This is a genomic window from Peribacillus sp. NPDC076916, from assembly GCF_050269675.1.
GTDB lineage: Bacteria > Bacillota > Bacilli > Bacillales > DSM-1321 > Peribacillus > Peribacillus aracenensis.
In genome coordinates this window covers 387,353-404,538 of sequence record NZ_JBNNIU010000004.1, presented here as the reverse complement: position 1 = coordinate 404,538, position 17,186 = coordinate 387,353, and the positions used below count along the sequence as shown (strand labels likewise).

The window sequence follows — 17,186 nt, the reverse complement described above, 5'->3', positions numbered from 1 at the left end:
ATGAGCAATAGGCCCTCTTCTTTTAGTCGAGAATTTAACACCATTCCTTTAAATCTGACCTAGCCTACGATATAGGTAAATTCTTCTGCCTAATGCTGTCCCTTTCCTTAAGATACTGATGTTCATGACCGATAAGATAGATATGAGGAATTGAACGGGATTAGTTATGTAAATTGAGGAGTGAAGAAGATGTTAAGAGGTTTTTATACGGCTGCTTCGGGGATGCTTACACAGCAAAGGCGCACAGAATTGCTCACAAACAATATGTCCAACGCGAATACTACAGGATATAAAGCGGATCAAATGAGTGTAAGGTCTTTTCCTGAAATGCTCATAAGCAACATAGGTGGTAAAACGGTTCCTACGGAGAGCAAATTGAGCATGTCTAACTTATCCCAGGTTGGAGGGCTCAGTACGGGTGTTTACGTACAGGAGGCGAATCCTTTATTTGTCCAGGGCACATTGGAGGAAACCCAGCTTAATACGGATATTTCCTTGGTCGATGAAAACCTTCCGATCAATGAAGAAACGGGCCGGAAAGGATCGGTTTTTTTTACTGTCCAGGATGGTGATGGTGCTATCCGTTATACGCGTAACGGAAGCTTCACCCTCGATGTGCAAGGTTATCTGACTACGCCTGCCGGTCATTATGTATTGAACGAAAATAATGAAAAGATCCAGCTTGATAGCGATCAATTCACAGTAGCGGAAAACGGTGTTATTTTAGAAGGAAATGTTCAAACCGCACGTATGGGCATCGGTTATTCGGATGACCCGTCATTACAGCTCATGAAGGATGGGGAAGGCCTGTACAAGGCAGTGAATGATGGGGATTTACCTAGTGCATATGCTGCTGCAGATGTCGGTTTTTCTACTAAGCAAGGCTTTCTTGAAGGCTCCAATGTTGACCAATCGAGAACGATGACAGAAATGATGTCGGCATACCGCTCTTTTGAAGCGAGTCAGAAGGTTCTTCAAGCCTATGATAAAAGTTTGGATAAAGCGGTCAATGAAGTTGGCAGGCTTTAATTGAACAGTAGGAAAAATGACTTTGGAAATTTGAACATGTAAGGGGAAAAACCATGAATCGTACGATGATGACTGCGACGAATACGCTGAACCAACTTCAAAGTAAAATCGACCAAATAGGTAATAATATCGCGAATGCGGACACGACTGCCTACAAAAAGACCCAAACGAGTTTCAATGACTTATTGACACAGAGCTTCAATAATCAACCGAGTGAGACCAAGGAAAAAGGAAGATTGACCACACCTGGCATCCGGCAAGGAACAGGGGCTATGATAAGCCAATCTCAATTGGTGCTTTCACAAGGAGCCTTAAAGACGACGGACCGCAACCTTGATGCTGCATTCACCCGCGATGACCAATTCTTCACAGTAAGCGTTCAAGACGATAATGGGGTCAATACAAGGCTTACAAGGGATGGGGCCTTTTATTTATCTCCTAATGCTAACGACCAAATGATGCTCGTTACCTCTGCTGGACATAAAGTCCTTGATGAAAATGGTGAGCCGATCCTCATTGAGGGAAACATTAAGGACATTAAGATTTCGGAAAATGGCTTATTGATAGTGGATACAGAAGAATATGGAAAAAAGAGTTTTGGACTCGGAATCGTCTCGGTAAAGAAACCGCAATTTCTTGACCGGCTAGGCGGAAATTTACTTGGCCTGCCCAAAAACTTCAATGCCTTGGGTGTTAACGAAGACGAGATCATGATTGCATTAACAGGGAATTCCCGCAACAGGGCAGCAGTCCGTCAAGGTTCTCTGGAGTCATCAAATGTCGATCTTTCCAAAGAAATGACGGATTTAATCAATGTTCAACGGTCCTACCAATTTCAATCCCGGGCTGTAACGATGGCTGATCAAATGAGCGGATTGGTCAATGGAATCCGTTAAGGTTTCTGGTAAATAAAATGTCTCCCTGCGGAATTAGAGCAAATCGGTTATAATGAATTCATAACAAAAGGAATCATTCGTGCCGATCATTTTGCATAGCTGCTGAATTTCTGGTGGGAAAATCAGTCGGCGAGTTTTCTTAAAAGGAGCTTTCACATTCTATATGGAACAAAATCGTGTAATGAGACAACAAATTGAAGAAGAGATAAAGGAAGTCGAGGCGAAACCGAATCGTAGGATCAAGGTCCGTCTTTTGCCAATTTGGCTTCGTTTACTCATTGTTATTGGATTGATTTTCATTGCTGTATTATCCGGGGCACTATTAGGATATAGTGTGATTGGTGGAGGACATGCAATGGATGTTTTCCAAAAATCCACATGGACCCATATTATTGATATAGTGAACAAGGGTGCGTAGTTCCATGTTTTTTTAAGTAGTTGCTGTCGTTATCGGAATTTATATTACATGGCAACTACGCCTCTGTCTACATGACAGGGGCGAGTTTATGTAATGTTAGAAATATTTAAGTCATAGGAGGAAGATGTATGCTTGATATCACACAAATAAAGGAAATTATCCCGCATCGTTACCCATTCTTATTAGTCGACCGGATCATAGAAATAGATGAAGGGAAAAGAGCGGTTGGGTTGAAGAATGTCTCAGCAAATGAAGAATTCTTTAATGGCCATTTCCCCGATTATCCAGTTATGCCTGGAGTTTTGATTGTAGAGGCATTAGCGCAAGTCGGTGCTGTAGCCGTTTTGAAACAAGAAGAATACAAAGGGCGGCTTGCCTTTTTCGCTGGGATTGATAATTGCCGCTTTAAGAAGCAAGTTAAACCAGGTGATCAGCTGCGTCTGGAAGTGGAAATAGTGCGTATGAGAGGGTCAATGGGTAAAGGAAAAGCAGTGGCAACGGTAGATGGAGAAACAGCGTGTGAAGCCGATATCATGTTTGCTTTTGGTGACAAATAAGATTCATTTTCCGCGAAAGGGAAATGGAATGTTGAAAATATATTTTTTGGAAAAGGGTTTAAGGAACCGTGAAGCGGTGTATATAAAAAGCACTGCATTGCTTTTTTAAAGCAAGAGCGGTTTCTGAACTTTTTATTCTCCCTTTTAGTGCCGGACATTTTATATGTCCGGCATTTTTTATTGAGTAAGCAAAGCGGATTTTTCTATTTTAATTTAAAATAGGGCGCAAGTTATTTTCACATTCGGGCAAAATAGCTAATGATAAAGACAGAAGGGAGGTTGCCAAAAATGATGAAGAAAATTTTTGCACTACTTGGGGGATCTTTATTATCAATTATGTTTCTTGCTGGATGTGGAACGAATGATAATGACAACAATCCCGCACCAGAAAATGATAACAACATCATAGATGATGATAACAATGGTGTAAATGATAACAACGATAATAACGATAATAACGATATGAATGATAACGATAATGATGGAGTGCTTGATAACGACGATAATAACGTCAATGATAACGTCGATAATGATCCGAATGACTTGATTAAAGACGACGATAAAGATGACGACAAAAATAGGTAATTAGCACAGAATGAGAAAGACTGGCTTAGGTAAGAAGAGGATTGGTATCCTTATTCGTCTAAGTCAGTCTTTTTTATGTGCATTCGATTAGGGATGGGAATTAAGGGAAGGGTTTTTTACTTATTAGTTGCCAATTTAGGCTTTGAGCGGATTTTTTGCTTGAACTCTTTTAGTAATTCATCGCCGGATAGGCCTTTTTGGACCAAATCTTCAAGAAGGAGTTCTGCATATTTGCTCCGTGTTTTTTGGATGTGTCCAACGAATAGAAGGCTATAATGGTTGCCCACTTTTCTTATTGTTCGTAAAACAGTGTGGAACAAAGCCGGTTCATTGTCCTTTTTGGTAATGACTGCCTGGATATACACCTCTCCGTCTATATTGGGAAGTGAGGGCTGAAGCTTATTGAAATGATTTTCTTCTACAAAGGCTTCCAGTAACCATGTTCTGGCGTCGTTTTCTTTATTTATGATCAGTCCATCTGTTAATGCGATATCGATCAAGTTTAAATTTTCAGTAACAATTTGCAACGAGATCAATTTAAATGATTTCATCTAATTCCTCCGTTTCTTGCAAGAAAGAGCGGCAATACCTCTCTTAAACGTAAATTTTTGAAATAGTACATATCGATTTAATCCTTTTAAAGGTAATTATATCATACTAAAAAAAAGTTCCTTAATGAAATGAAAACCCAACATTTGTCTAAATTATGAAGGATAGAATAAAAATTTGCAAAATATTTAATTTTGTTAACTATTCGTTTTTCACCTTGTTTCAATCAATAAAAAATGATTTTGCATCATCCAAACGGTTTTTCATGAAGAAAAATGGTGTAATAAGACCATTTCGTCGATTTTTTAATCGATGGAAGAAAGAGTATGATTAATTCATATTAAAGAGAAAGGAGTGAAAAGATGATTAACCAAGTTACCCTCGTCGGCAGGCTTACGAAGGATCCTGAATTAAGATACACACCCGATGGCAAGGCTGTTTCCAATATCACGTTGGCAGTCAACCGGAACTTCCGTAATACTGTCGGTAACTATGAGGCGGACTTCGTACAGTGTATCATATGGAAAAAGTCGGCTGAAAATACTGCTCAATATTGTAAAAAGGGTGCAACGATCGGCATAACGGGCAGAATACAAACAAGGAGATATGAAAATCAGGAGGGCAAATATGTATATGTAACTGAAGTGGTTGCCGAGAGGGTTCAATTTATTGGATCTAAACAAAATGATAGTAAGCCCAAAGATTTTGAACATATTGGTTTATAGTGTTACGTGAAGGGTGGCATGATGGCTTGCCCCAGCACGGAAGCAAGATTGTTTTCAAGAAAATGTATGGATGGGTTAAATTCGACATGTGGTGAAGGCCTATTTGAAAACTTCTAATAATGAATAGTAGGACAGAGCAATTTGATGCTTAATACATTGGAAATAATAAAAGTATTTATAGGACCATAATGAAAAATACATGCACAGATTCTCAGGGAAATTTAATGAAACTTGACGGTAGTATATAGATTATCTTTCATCCATTCATTCCCCAAAAGCTAATATAGCTTCTTCCCCGCTGGATACCTCGATTTACCCTCAATAAAATCGAATTATATGATTTCCCCATTGCAATGACTGCAAATAAGCAGTCATTTTTTTTGTGCCAAAATGTGTGTAAATGGGGAAAATAAAAAAATAATTCTGTTAAATTAGAATTTTTAGAAAATATATTGTAATATTTTAATTTTGATGCAATAATAAACCCAATAATGTAATTGGAAAAAAAGTTATATATAGGAAGTGATTTGATGGGCGAACCAATTATTAAGGTGAATGGGTTGCGAACCAGTTTTCATACGGACGATGGGGTGATTCCTGTCGTGAATTCAATCGATTTCCATGTCAATCCTGGTGAGGTTTTAGGGATTGTAGGAGAATCGGGATGCGGAAAAAGCGTAACTTCTCTGTCCATCATGGGTCTGGTTCCTTCGCCTGCTGGTAAGGTGGAGGGGGAAATCCTTTTTAAAGGAGAGAACATCGCGAATGCCTCTGAAGCGAAAATGAGAAAAATTCGCGGGAATGATATAGCGATGATATTCCAGGAACCGATGACTAGCTTGAATCCTGTGTTCACTATTGGCGAGCAGTTGGTTGAGACGCTTCGGATACATAAAAAATGGAACAAGAAACAGGCCCGGCATAGGGCGGTGGAAATGCTGAAGCTGGTTGGGCTTGGCCGTGCCGAGGAATTGCTCAAAGAATATCCGCATCAGCTTTCAGGTGGAATGAGACAAAGGGTCATGATAGCAATGGCCATGATTTGCGAACCTAAACTCCTTATAGCCGATGAACCGACAACGGCTTTGGATGTGACGATCCAGGCACAAATCCTGGAGTTAATGAAGAATTTAAATAAAGAAACAGACACGGCAATCATGATGATTACCCATGATCTTGGGGTAGTGGCGCAAATGTGTGAACGTGTCATTGTCATGTATGCCGGCAAGGTGATAGAGGAAGGAAATGTGCAAACGATTTTCCAAGACCCCAAGCATCCTTATACGGTCGGTTTACTTCAGTCGATTCCCGATATGCGAATAAAGAAAGATCGCCTTTATTCGATACCGGGTAATGTGCCAAAACCTGGGACAAGCAACCTCGGGTGCCAGTTTGCCCCCCGGTGCTCCCATGCCATGGAGCAATGTATAAATGAGACCCCGTCTCTATTGAAATTCGATGAGGGTCAGCATGTTCGCTGCTGGCTGTATGAAGATGGGAAAGGAGCCGCCTTGCATGAATCAAACATTGGTTAAGGTAGAAAACCTAAAGAAGCATTTTCCAATCAAAGGAGGGGTTCTCGGAAAGACCATCGGAGAGGTCAAGGCAGTTGATGGTTTGTCTTTTTCCATTTATAAAGGGGAAACCTTAGGACTTGTCGGTGAAAGCGGTTGCGGAAAGTCTACGACGGGAAGATTATTGCTTCGATTGCTTGAGCCGAGTGAGGGTAATGTTTATTTCGAAGGAAAGGACCTGACAGCTTTATCTTCCAGTGAAATGAGAAAGATGCGCCGTGAAATGCAGATGGTCTTCCAGGACCCATTCGCTTCCCTCAATCCCAGGCATACCATTGAAAAAATATTGGAAGAACCGCTCATCGTTCACGGGGTTAAAGATAAAAAGGCGCGAAAGGCACGTGTGCAGGAACTTCTTAAGGTTGTTGGCTTAAGCAGTTACCATGCTAAAAGGTATCCGCATCAATTCAGTGGGGGCCAGCGGCAGCGTATTGGCATAGCGAGGGCACTTGCAGTCAACCCCAAATTGATCATTGCCGATGAGCCGGTATCTGCACTGGATGTGTCGATCCAGGCACAGGTCTTGAATCTGTTGCAGGATTTGCAGGAGGATTTTGATTTGACCTACTTGTTCATTGCCCATGATCTTGGAGTGGTGAGGCATATCTCCGACCGTGTCGGTGTCATGTATCTTGGACATATAGTTGAATTGACGGAAAGTGAAGGACTTTATGAAGATCCGCTTCATCCATATACGCAGGCTTTACTATCAGCCGTGCCCATCCCGGATGTGGGATACAAGGGGGATAGGGTAATCCTGCAGGGAGATGTTCCAAGCCCATCGAACCCGCCCGGCGGCTGTCCGTTCCATACAAGATGTCCAAAGGCGATGGCAGTATGCAGTACGGAAAAGCCAATCCTGAATGAACATAAACCTGGTCACTACGTTGCTTGTCATTTATACAATTGACACGACGTATACATAAATTCGCAAATAATAAGGGGGAAGAATATGAAGAAAACATTGGCATTATTGCTGGTTGGTATCCTGGCTCTTTCGCTAGCGCTTGCGGGATGCTCCTCGTCTACATCAAAAGAGAAAGATGATGGTAAAGGGAGATCGAGTGAAGCGAAGGGCGGCGTATTGATATACGGTAAAGGCGGAGACGCTGTCGGTCTTGACCCGGCTATCGTAACCGATGGGGAATCATTCATCGTCACACAGCAGATTTTTGAAACGCTTGTGAAATATGGGGAAGATGATACGGAAATCAATCCGGGTCTTGCAGAATCATGGGAAGTGTCCGATGACGCAAAAACATACACATTCAAATTGAAAACCGGAATCAAGTTCCATGATGGTACTGATTTCAATGCAGATGCAGTCGTAAAAAACTTTCAACGTTGGGCACAAAGTAAGGATGAGGGTAAATTTGCGTACTATGCCTCCATGTTCGGAGGATTTGAAGGTGATGAAGGCCATGTCATCAAAGAAGTAAAAGCGATCGATGCCAACACGGTGGAATTCACTTTGAACCGTCCGCAGGCGCCGTTCCTGAAAAACCTTGCCATGCCTACATTTGCAATAGCCAGTCCGGCTGGAATTGAAAAAGAGGGTGATGACTTCACTAAAAATCCATCTGGTACAGGTCCTTTCAAATTCAAATCATGGAAACCTGGCGATACGATTGAAGTGGTGAAAAACGATGACTATTGGCAAGAAGGACTGCCGAAACTTGATGGAATCACGTTTAAGGTCATTAAAGATAACTCTGCGCGATTAAATGCTGCAATCAAGGGTGAAATCGACCTGATGGACGGGTTGAACCCAAGTGATATCAGTAAGGTTACAGGAGATGAAAACCTGCAAATATTCGAACGTGCATCCATGAACGTCGGGTACTTTGCTTTCAATGTTGAGAAAGCGCCATTCGACAAGAAAGAAGTGCGTCAGGCCATCTCGCATTTGATCAATAAAAAGGAAATCATTGATAATTTTTATGAAGGCACAGCAGAGCCTGCCAAGAATCCTATGCCGCCATCCGTTTCTGGCTACAATGACAAAGTCGAAGACTATGATTATGATGTAGAAAAAGCGAAAGAACTGCTGAAAAAAGCTGGACTTGAAGACGGATTTAAAATGGACCTATGGGCAATGCCGGTACCGCGCCCATATATGCCAGATGGTCAAAAAGTGGCTGAAGCCATTCAAGCAAGCCTAAAACAAGTCGGCATCGAAGCGAATATCGTTTCGTACGAATGGGCTGCATATTTAGAGAAAGTGCAGGCTGGTGAAGCCCAATCCTTCATGATGGGCTGGACAGGAGATAATGGAGATGCGGATAACTTCCTTTATACATTATTGGATAAAGATAATATCGGCTCCAACAACTATGCCCGTTACGCAAACGATGAGGTCCATAAACTGCTAATTGAAGCTCAGTCCACGGCAGATGAAGCCAAGCGCAATGAGTTGTATGGAAAAGCACAGGAAATCATCCATGATGATGCTCCATGGGTTCCGCTTGTACACTCTTTACCGCAGTTAGCCGGATCTAAGACGGTCAAAGGGTTTGTTCCACATCCAACTGGTTCACAATCCCTTGTTAATGTTTCACTAGAAAATTAACCGTGCGAACCGGGTAGTATGGAGTCTTGCATGCTTCCCGGTTTTGTTATGGAATGTATTTCAAAATGATCAAGGGCGCTTCAAAGGACCCTTATTTAAAAGGCGGGTGATTGTTTTGTTTTCCTATACCGTACGACGTTTAGGATCTCTCATTCCAGTGTTACTCGGAATGGCATTTATTGTATTCATGATGATTCGGGCGATTCCGGGGAATCCAGCACAGGTGATTTTAGGGCAGCAAGCAACGGAAGAGGCAGTCGCTGCAATGACAAAGGAGCTTGGTCTGGATAAACCTTGGTTCATTCAATTTTGGGATTATTTATCAGGTCTGTTAAAGGGAGACCTGGGTGTTTCGTTAAAAACGAATAGTCCGGTTTCCGAGGAAATTGGGCCATACCTAATGGCCACGATAGAACTGGCCTTGATCGCCATGATCATCGCCGTGGTAATAGGCGTGAATGCAGGGATAATATCAGCTTGGTTCCAAAACTCATGGTTTGATTATGCCGCCATGGTGATTGCGTTGATTGGTTTGTCCATGCCTATTTTCTGGCTGGGATTAATGGAGCAATACCTCGTTTCAATTCAATGGGATTTACTTCCGACGACAGGGCGGGATAATATCAGGGATCCCGTTGAAGCCATAACCGGCCTGTATTTGATGGATACACTCATGGCTGGCAGGGTTGACCAGTTTTTCGAGGTGATCAAACATCTCATTTTGCCGGGGATTGCGCTTGCGACCATTCCGATGGCCATTATTGCAAGGATGACACGTTCGTCCATGCTGGAAGTAATGAGATCGGATTTCATTCGTACGGCTCGTGCGAAAGGAATGAGAATGTTTTGGGTTGTTTACAAGCACTCCCTTAAGAATGCCCTGATTCCAGTGGTGACGGTGATCGGCCTGCAGACAGGATTACTTTTAGGCGGCGCCATATTAACGGAAAATATTTTTGGATGGCCGGGTATCGGTACATATATTTATGATGCAATACTATCTCGGGATTATCCGGTGATACAGTCCGGAATTCTCGTCATCGCCTTTTTGTTTGTCATGATCAATCTAGTTGTGGACTTGTTGTATGCAGCGATCGATCCAAGGATTAAGTATAAATAGGGAGGGAAACTCATGCCTGAAATAGCAACGAATACTTCGCCAATCCTTCCTCCAAAAGAGGCAGAGGAAAAGGTCATCTCTCCCTGGAAGGAAGGATGGAGGAGTTTTAGGAAAAATAAGGTAGCTCTTGTGGGTCTAGGGATTGTTGCATTTTTTATCTTAATCGCCATCTTCGCGCCCCTTATTGCACCTTATTCATTTGAGGGGCAAAAGCTAAGTGATAAACATTTGGCCCCGTCTGCGGAGCATTGGTTCGGAACGGATGAATTTGGTCGTGATATTTTGAGCAGGGTCATTTATGGCTCGCGCATATCAATAGGGGTCGGCTTCTTATCTGTTGCCGGATCTGTCGTGGTTGGGTCTTTTTTAGGAATCATTGCCGGTTATTACGGCAAGTGGATAGATACGATCATATCGAGGGTCTTTGACATCATTCTGGCCTTTCCAAGTATCTTGCTAGCCATTGCTGTCGTAGCCGTTTTGGGACCTTCCCTTCGCAACGCACTTATTGCCATTGCCATCGTCAATGTCCCGATATTCGGCCGGCTTTTACGTTCACGGGTCTTAACAGTGAAAGAAGAGGAATATGTAACGGCCGCTAAGGCAATTGGAATGGGGGATGGTCGGATTCTCCTTCACCACATCCTTCCGAATAGTCTTGCACCGATCATCGTTCAAGGTACCTTGGCGATTGCAACTGCCATAATTGAGTGTGCAGCACTGGGCTTTCTCGGTCTCGGAGCTCAGCCGCCAGCGCCAGAGTGGGGAAAAATGCTTGCCGATTCCAGGGCGTTCATCATTCAGGCACCATGGACGGTTCTTTTCCCTGGCCTTGCGATCATGCTTACGGTACTCGGCTTTAACCTAATGGGGGATGGGCTGCGCGATGCATTGGATCCAAGAATGAAAAACTAGAAGTAAAAGGGTGATGTTAGTTTAACATCACCATCTTTTTGTCGTTTATCGTGTAAATCTATTAAAATATGAAAAATAATAACAAAAGCCTAGATCGAAATAGGGAAATAGTGACTATTACCCCTTAAAATCACCCCAAAAGTTGTGATACTTTTATACTCAGTAAGAATATTCCAAAAATTGATTATTTTAGAGGAGGAAAGTTCATTGATTAAACGCAGCTTGTCCATTCTAGCAATCTTTCTATTAGTATTTACTGCAAGCGTTTCCGCAGCCAAGCTACCTGATTCCCCGACAGGCTCGGGCGGTGCAGGTAAGAAGAATCAGGAAAGTATTATAAAGCTGAAGAAAAATGATTTGGGGAAGAAGTACAAAAGCAATGAGAAGGTCAGGGTCATCGTAGAGATGAAGGAAGCCCCGGCAATAGAAATAGCCTCGAAAGAAGGGAAACTTTTTAAACAGTTATCTAAAAGTAAGAAACAACAATTAAAGTCCGAAAAGCTAGCTAATCAGAAGAAATTGAAAAAAAAGGTGAAAGAGAAAAAAATAGCTTTCAAGGAACTTGAAAGTTTTACGACAGTCGTAAATGGTTTCAGTGGTGAACTTCAGTATGGTGAAATCAAAAAGGTGGAAGCCATGCCTGAAGTTGCTGAAGTACATATTGCGAATGAATATGAACGTCCTGTAGAAAAACCCGAGATGCTATATAGTAAAGAACTTGTCCAAGCCCAGGAAGCTTGGCGGGAATATGGATATAAAGGGGAAGGGATGGTCGTCGGGATTATCGATACTGGAATCGACCCATCTCACCGTGATATGGTCCTGAACGACGAGACTAAGGCTGAGCTGACAGAAAGTGAAATAAGCGGGATGAAGAAATCTAGCCATCTATTAGGCAATTATTATACGGCGAAGGTACCTTATGGATACAATTACATGGATGAAAATGAAGAAATCCTTGACCTTGGTGAAGGGGCTTCCATGCATGGAATGCATGTAGCAGGTACGGCTGGTGCCAATGGAGATGAAGAGAATGGCGGCATTAAAGGGGTTGCTCCTGAAGCCCAGCTCCTTGCTTTAAAGGTCTTCGGGAATGATCCCGACATGCAGACAACATGGGGCGATATATACATTAAGGCGATTGACGATGCCATTATCCTTGGGGCGGATGTGCTGAATATGAGCCTTGGCTCCACTGCAGGTTTTGTATCGGCAGAAGATCCGGAGCAGCAGGCGGTATCCAGGGCTGTTAATAATGGGATCCTCATGTCGATTTCAGCAGGAAACTCGGCGCACTTTGGAAATGGTTTTGCAAACCCATCAGCTTCGAACCCGGATATTGGCGTTTCAGGTTCACCAGGGCTTGCTTACGATTCTGTACAAGTGGCATCGGTGGAGAATAACTATATGGATTTAGATGCAGCGACTTATGATATAAACGGACAAGCAGGAAAAGCTCCGTTCATGTCGGCTTCAAGCGTACACCCCAATGCTTTGAAGGATAAAACACATGACTTGGTGGCTGCAGGTCTTGGGACGCAGGAGGAGCTTTCCAAAGTGGATGTTAAAGGCAAGTTCGCCCTCATCGAGCGCGGTACGCTTTCTTTTATAGAAAAGGCGCAAAATGCACAGGCAGCAGGAGCGACAGGAGTCATCATTTACAATAATGCTGACGGATATATTTCCATGGCTACAGATTCAAGCATCACCATTCCTCAGCTGTTTATGTTGAAATCGGATGGTGCAAAGCTGAAATCGGCCTTAACGGATGGCGAAAAGGTGAAGGTTACCTTTAATGGTGATGAAACAAAAGCTGTAAATCCAGAAGCAGGGAAAATGAGCTCATTCAGTTCATGGGGAGTCGCTCCGAACTTGGATTTCAAACCGGAAATCACTGCTCCGGGCGGACAGATTTATTCGACGCTGAACAACGATGAATATGGAATGATGAGCGGTACTTCAATGGCGGCACCACATGTTTCCGGAGGCTCGGCACTGGTTCTTGAAAGAGTGGATAAAGAATTTAAATTAGAAGGATCTGCCCGGGCTAACTTAGCTAAAAATCTGATGATGAATACTTCAAAACCTTTAACGGATCAGGGTGTCGTCAATAAGGCCTTTGACTGGGAAAATCCTTACTCGCCTCGCAGGCAGGGAGCCGGAGTCATGCAGCTGCAATCCGCATTGTCCACACCTGCTGTCGTGACCGAGGCATTCACGAAAGAAGCGAAGGTTGCAATGAAGGAGATCGGCAATAAGTTCGCCTTTACTTTAAAGGTTGAAAACTTCAGCAACAAAGCGATCAAGTATGATGTAAAAGGAAACATCCAAACGGACTATGCAATCCAGGGACAACTGGGTTATTCCGCTAATGTGCTGGAAGCACAGGAAATTAAGAACGCTACGATTAAAATCAATAATAAAAATACAAATAAGATTACCGTTCCTGCAAAAAAATCGGTTACATTCGAAGTGAAAGTGGACATATCCGATGCAAAGGTACTTGGCGATGACCTTCAGACTCTTGTAGACATTGACAAGGTCTTTCCAAACGGATATTTTGTTGAAGGGTTCATTTCATTGAAGGATCCAGCCGATACGAATCCGGAACTGAATGTACCGTATGTAGGGTTTAAAGGAGAGTGGAACAAAGCCCCGATCCTGGATGGCACTAAATATGATAAAGAGTCTTTCTATGGAAGGGCAGGGGGAGTATCGACTGCAGGTGAAGACTTCACTTATCTCGGCTATGACCCTGCGGGAAAAACATTCAATGGCAAAAATATTGCAATTTCCCCAAATGGTGATGGCTCACAGGATGACTTCGTGCCGGTCCTATCATTCTTAAGGAATGCGAAAAAGGTAGAATACAATATATTGAATGGTGAAAACAAGTCAGTCCGGAAACTTCGCACAGAGAATAATGTACGTAAGGATTATTATGATGGCGGAAAAGGGACTGCATACACCCTGGTTCCAGCCCGTAAATGGGACGGTAAAATCAATAATGCACTCGCTAAGGATGGGGTCTATTATTTTGAAATCAAAGCGATGATAGATTACGAGGGTGCTAAATGGCAGACGTTTAAAATGCCCATCAAAATCGATACGGTAAAGCCGACAGTCAAGATTTCGAAAAAAGGCAATGTATTGACCATCCAAGGTAAGGATAACTTGAATGGTTCAGGGCTTGCTTATTACGATGTGCAAGTCGATGGAGCATCCATCATGAAAGAACCGCTCCCGGCGAATGCGAAACAATTCACCCTGCCTGATGTAAAAGGGGAAAAGGTTCAGGTTGTGGCAATTGACTATGCAGGTAATGAAAAAACGGCTGAAACCGAATTAGCAAGCGATTCGGCTCCGATCGATAATCATGCACCAGCTGTAAAGATCAAGAGTCCTGAAGCCTTGAGCGTGAACAATAAAACTAAAATCAAAATAACTGGAGAAATTGAAGAAGCATCGGAAATAACGGAATTTAAAATCGACAATAAAACGGTACCTGTAACGTATAACAAGACGAATAATAAATATCAATTCTCATATGAAAAGAAATTTGTAGATGGTGTCCAAAGCTTCACGGTTAAAGCAACCGATAAATGGGATAACACAGTTTCCTTTAAACGGACGATTATGGTCGATGCAACAAAGCCAGGTTTAAAAGTTAAAGGTGTACCGGAAACTGTGGGAGCCAAAGGAAAGAATCCAAAAGTGGACGTGACGGTAGAGGATAATTTCGATGAAATCCGCCTTTACCTGAATGGAAGCGAAGTATTCTATCATGAATTCAAGGAACCATACAAAATGCGTGCCTATAAGAAGAAGATAGAGGATTTGGAGTTGCCGCTTAAAACAGGCAACAACAAGTTTGAATTCAAGGTGACCGATCTTGCAGGAAATGAATCGAAGAAATCCTTTAATATCAATAAAGCTAAAAAATAATGAGAAACAGCCCTCTTATACAGGAGGGTTGTTTTTGTGTAATCAGATTTCCCGAGTATGGATTTGATGAATGAATTTCTTTAGAAAGGATTATGGAGTAGTTTGCTGCATTTTCACCGTGCAAATATGGAAATCTATTAGTGAGGAAGTAATTTCATTTTCCGGCAGGTATATGGAATGGGATGAAAGAATTAGGTATAAAGAACCTATTAAAAGGAGGGTATCTATGAATTATAAGAAGAAATCCAGCAATAAAGTTAGTAGTCTCGGAATTAAAGTGAAATTCGAAAGGAAAGGAAGCGACAGGCCATATCTTACAAAACCGAGTTTCTTTGATGCACTTCAGCATGTCCATTCTCCCTTTGAAAAGAATCCCCGCTCAGATTCACCCTATCAGGAATTTCCTCTATGTCAGGAGGTAACCCTTTCTTTTATTGAAAGAGGTGCTAAAACCTCTATTAAATATGATCCCCACCAAGAAAAAATCATCATTGAGGAAAGTTCAGAGACATATCAGCCGAATAAGGGTGAGGCGCTTACTGCAATCCTCGATCATATCATGATCAATCATGGCTATCACCATTCTTTTTTCATCATCCAGCAAAAAGGACGGAACGTAAAAATGATAGCTGCCAATCCGTAATATCATCTTCTGGAACTGCAGGACATTAATATGTTACTTTACCCAATAAGAATGGAGCTGCCGCGAACAGCTCCTCGACATGATGAGCGTCTCCTATCCTTCAAAATGTCAAACCATCCGCCGAATGATCTCCGAAAGGGTTTGGATGCCATAAGCCAATTGGTCCTCCGAGGCGTATGAATAGGAAAGCCGTATATGTGTATGGTTATTTGGTTCATATATGTATCCCGGATTAAGAAGTATGTTTTCCTTTATCGCTTGTTTGAAAAGGTTTGGATTCACGATGGGTTTACATAATTTTAACCATATATAAAAACCGCCTTGTGGTATTTGCCATTCAGCCAGTCCCTTAAAGTATTGATCGAGAAGGGTCAATGTGAAATCTCTGCGATCTATCAACTCATGCCTTAGCCTCTCTAAATGCCTTGAATACTGACCGTTTGCTAGCCATTCTGCCACAAGGTGTTGGGAAAGGGCACTGGAACCGTAATCCATTTGCATTTTAATGTCCGCTAAACGTTCAATTACAGTTATCGGGCCAGCAATCCATCCGATACGCAATCCGGGGCTCAATGTTTTGGACATACTGCCAATGTGCAATACAAGGCCATCTGCATCAAGGGATTTTAAAGGCGGCGGCGGTTCCTTTTCAAACCACAAATCACTATATACATCATCTTCAATAATCGGAATCTGTTCTTTTTTGCATAGTGATAGGAGGTTTAGTCTTTCTTCTTTTGTCCATGTAGTATTTGTTGGATTGTTAAACGTTGGAACAGTATAAAATAGTGACGCTTTCTTCCTTCCATTGATGCGCTTTATTTGTGTCGGAATACTTTCCCTGCCTTGTATTGATAAACCTACTAATTGCATGCCCGCAGATTGAAAAGGGTGAACGGAATTTAAATAGGAAGGGGATTCATGTAAAATCAACGATCCCCTTTGAAGTAAACCAACTGAAATCAACTGGAGTGCCTGGAGCCCGCCAGAAACGACCATGAGGGAGCTGGGACTTGCTTTGATCCCTTTTGTTTCTAAATAAACACTTATACATTGACGAAGTCTCTTATCACCCTTTGGTTCGGAATAACCTAATGAGTGGGCATCAAAAGAAGTGGATCGCAACGTCTTTTCTATTTGTTTTGTAGGCAATAGAGCTGGAGATAGTTCGCCCGTGCCCAATCTGATAATGGCGGTATCCGTTTCATACTGATTAATGTCCTGAATCGTTTTTAAATTGGGTTCATGAAGGCCATTCCGGACATAGTTTTTCCAGTCGGGCTGTTTGCTGGAGACGAGCACATTCCAAGTATTATTTGAAACGAAAGTGCCCGATCCAATCTTAGTTTCCAATAATCCGTCTGCAATCAACTCATCTATGGCTGTGATGAGGGTACTTCGGTTTACACCAAAGGAGTCGGCCAATGAGCGTTGTGATGGAAGCTTAGTACCAACCGGCCAATCGCCTCGTGTAATTTGTTGTTTGACCCAATCTGCTATTTGCTGGTGAAGTGATTGGTCGGAAGCACGGTTTGGTCTCCATTCGATGAACATGCGAAAACCACTCCTTTCATGTTCTATATTCATTATAAATTGGTTGGTTTGAAAACCAACCAATTGGATGGTTAATTCCTTTGTTGTTTTCATTATACTGAATATGA

15 protein-coding genes are annotated in these 17,186 nt (G+C 42.3%); 13 read left to right on the top strand and 2 right to left on the bottom strand.

The window, feature by feature from the left end; translation table 11 throughout:
* Nucleotides 1-189: 189 nt before the first annotated feature.
* The 5 genes from ACQKFG_RS15680 to ACQKFG_RS15660 all read left to right on the top strand — a co-directional run bounded on the left by ACQKFG_RS15680 (nucleotide 190) and on the right by ACQKFG_RS15660 (nucleotide 3,485).
* Nucleotides 190-1,029 (top strand): flagellar hook-basal body protein, encoded by an 840-nt coding sequence (locus ACQKFG_RS15680; protein ID WP_427560469.1) that lies wholly within the window; start codon nucleotides 190-192, stop codon nucleotides 1,027-1,029.
* A 53-nt stretch (nucleotides 1,030-1,082) separates the two neighbouring features.
* Nucleotides 1,083-1,925, top strand: coding sequence for a flagellar hook-basal body protein (locus ACQKFG_RS15675; RefSeq protein ID WP_427560466.1), 843 nt, complete (start codon nucleotides 1,083-1,085; stop codon nucleotides 1,923-1,925).
* Between the two features lie 163 nt (nucleotides 1,926-2,088).
* On the top strand, nucleotides 2,089-2,343 hold the full coding sequence (locus ACQKFG_RS15670; protein ID WP_137016469.1) for a DNA-directed RNA polymerase subunit beta: 255 nt from the start codon (nucleotides 2,089-2,091) through the stop codon (nucleotides 2,341-2,343).
* Nucleotides 2,344-2,471: 128 nt separating this feature from the next.
* A complete protein-coding gene (fabZ, locus tag ACQKFG_RS15665; protein ID WP_034315755.1) occupies nucleotides 2,472-2,900 on the top strand; it encodes a 3-hydroxyacyl-ACP dehydratase FabZ in 429 nt (142 codons plus the stop codon).
* A 288-nt stretch (nucleotides 2,901-3,188) separates the two neighbouring features.
* Nucleotides 3,189-3,485, top strand: coding sequence for a hypothetical protein (locus ACQKFG_RS15660; protein ID WP_427560462.1), 297 nt, complete (start codon nucleotides 3,189-3,191; stop codon nucleotides 3,483-3,485).
* A 116-nt stretch (nucleotides 3,486-3,601) separates the two neighbouring features.
* Here the strand turns inward: ACQKFG_RS15660 and ACQKFG_RS15655 are convergent, their stop codons facing one another.
* A complete protein-coding gene (locus ACQKFG_RS15655; RefSeq protein WP_192207234.1) occupies nucleotides 3,602-4,036 on the bottom strand; it encodes a YwpF family protein in 435 nt (144 codons plus the stop codon).
* Between the two features lie 360 nt (nucleotides 4,037-4,396).
* Between ACQKFG_RS15655 and ssb the strand changes: the two genes are divergently transcribed.
* The 8 genes from ssb to ACQKFG_RS15615 all read left to right on the top strand — a co-directional run bounded on the left by ssb (nucleotide 4,397) and on the right by ACQKFG_RS15615 (nucleotide 15,525).
* Nucleotides 4,397-4,759, top strand: a complete 363-nt coding sequence (gene ssb / locus ACQKFG_RS15650; RefSeq protein ID WP_349728679.1) for a single-stranded DNA-binding protein — start codon at nucleotides 4,397-4,399, stop codon at nucleotides 4,757-4,759.
* Nucleotides 4,760-5,289: 530 nt separating this feature from the next.
* The gene (locus ACQKFG_RS15645) at nucleotides 5,290-6,294 is read left to right on the top strand and encodes an ABC transporter ATP-binding protein (protein ID WP_192207232.1); all 1,005 of its coding nucleotides are present in this window, start codon (nucleotides 5,290-5,292) and stop codon (nucleotides 6,292-6,294) included.
* On the top strand, nucleotides 6,275-7,243 hold the full coding sequence (locus ACQKFG_RS15640) for an ABC transporter ATP-binding protein (protein WP_192207231.1): 969 nt from the start codon (nucleotides 6,275-6,277) through the stop codon (nucleotides 7,241-7,243). Before ACQKFG_RS15645 ends, ACQKFG_RS15640 begins: the two co-directional genes overlap by 20 nt.
* Before the next feature lie 42 nt (nucleotides 7,244-7,285).
* Nucleotides 7,286-8,902 carry an ABC transporter substrate-binding protein gene (locus tag ACQKFG_RS15635; RefSeq protein WP_427560456.1) on the top strand — a complete coding sequence of 539 codons (1,617 nt, stop codon included), beginning with the start codon at nucleotides 7,286-7,288 and terminating at the stop codon, nucleotides 8,900-8,902.
* A 115-nt stretch (nucleotides 8,903-9,017) separates the two neighbouring features.
* Nucleotides 9,018-10,022 (top strand): ABC transporter permease, encoded by a 1,005-nt coding sequence (locus ACQKFG_RS15630; protein ID WP_192207229.1) that lies wholly within the window; start codon nucleotides 9,018-9,020, stop codon nucleotides 10,020-10,022.
* 12 nt (nucleotides 10,023-10,034) lie between these two features.
* Nucleotides 10,035-10,937, top strand: coding sequence for an ABC transporter permease (locus ACQKFG_RS15625; protein WP_260286831.1), 903 nt, complete (start codon nucleotides 10,035-10,037; stop codon nucleotides 10,935-10,937).
* A gap of 207 nt (nucleotides 10,938-11,144) precedes the next feature.
* Complete coding sequence (locus ACQKFG_RS15620) at nucleotides 11,145-14,882, top strand: S8 family serine peptidase (RefSeq protein ID WP_427560452.1); 3,738 nt, start codon at nucleotides 11,145-11,147, stop codon at nucleotides 14,880-14,882.
* 226 nt (nucleotides 14,883-15,108) lie between these two features.
* Nucleotides 15,109-15,525 carry a hypothetical protein gene (locus ACQKFG_RS15615; RefSeq protein WP_427560449.1) on the top strand — a complete coding sequence of 139 codons (417 nt, stop codon included), beginning with the start codon at nucleotides 15,109-15,111 and terminating at the stop codon, nucleotides 15,523-15,525.
* Nucleotides 15,526-15,633: 108 nt separating this feature from the next.
* On the opposite strand, the gene ACQKFG_RS15610 is transcribed toward ACQKFG_RS15615, so the two are convergent.
* The gene (locus ACQKFG_RS15610) at nucleotides 15,634-17,079 is read right to left on the bottom strand and encodes a PLP-dependent aminotransferase family protein (protein WP_427560446.1); all 1,446 of its coding nucleotides are present in this window, start codon (nucleotides 17,077-17,079) and stop codon (nucleotides 15,634-15,636) included.
* Between the last annotated feature and the right edge of the window lie 107 nt (nucleotides 17,080-17,186).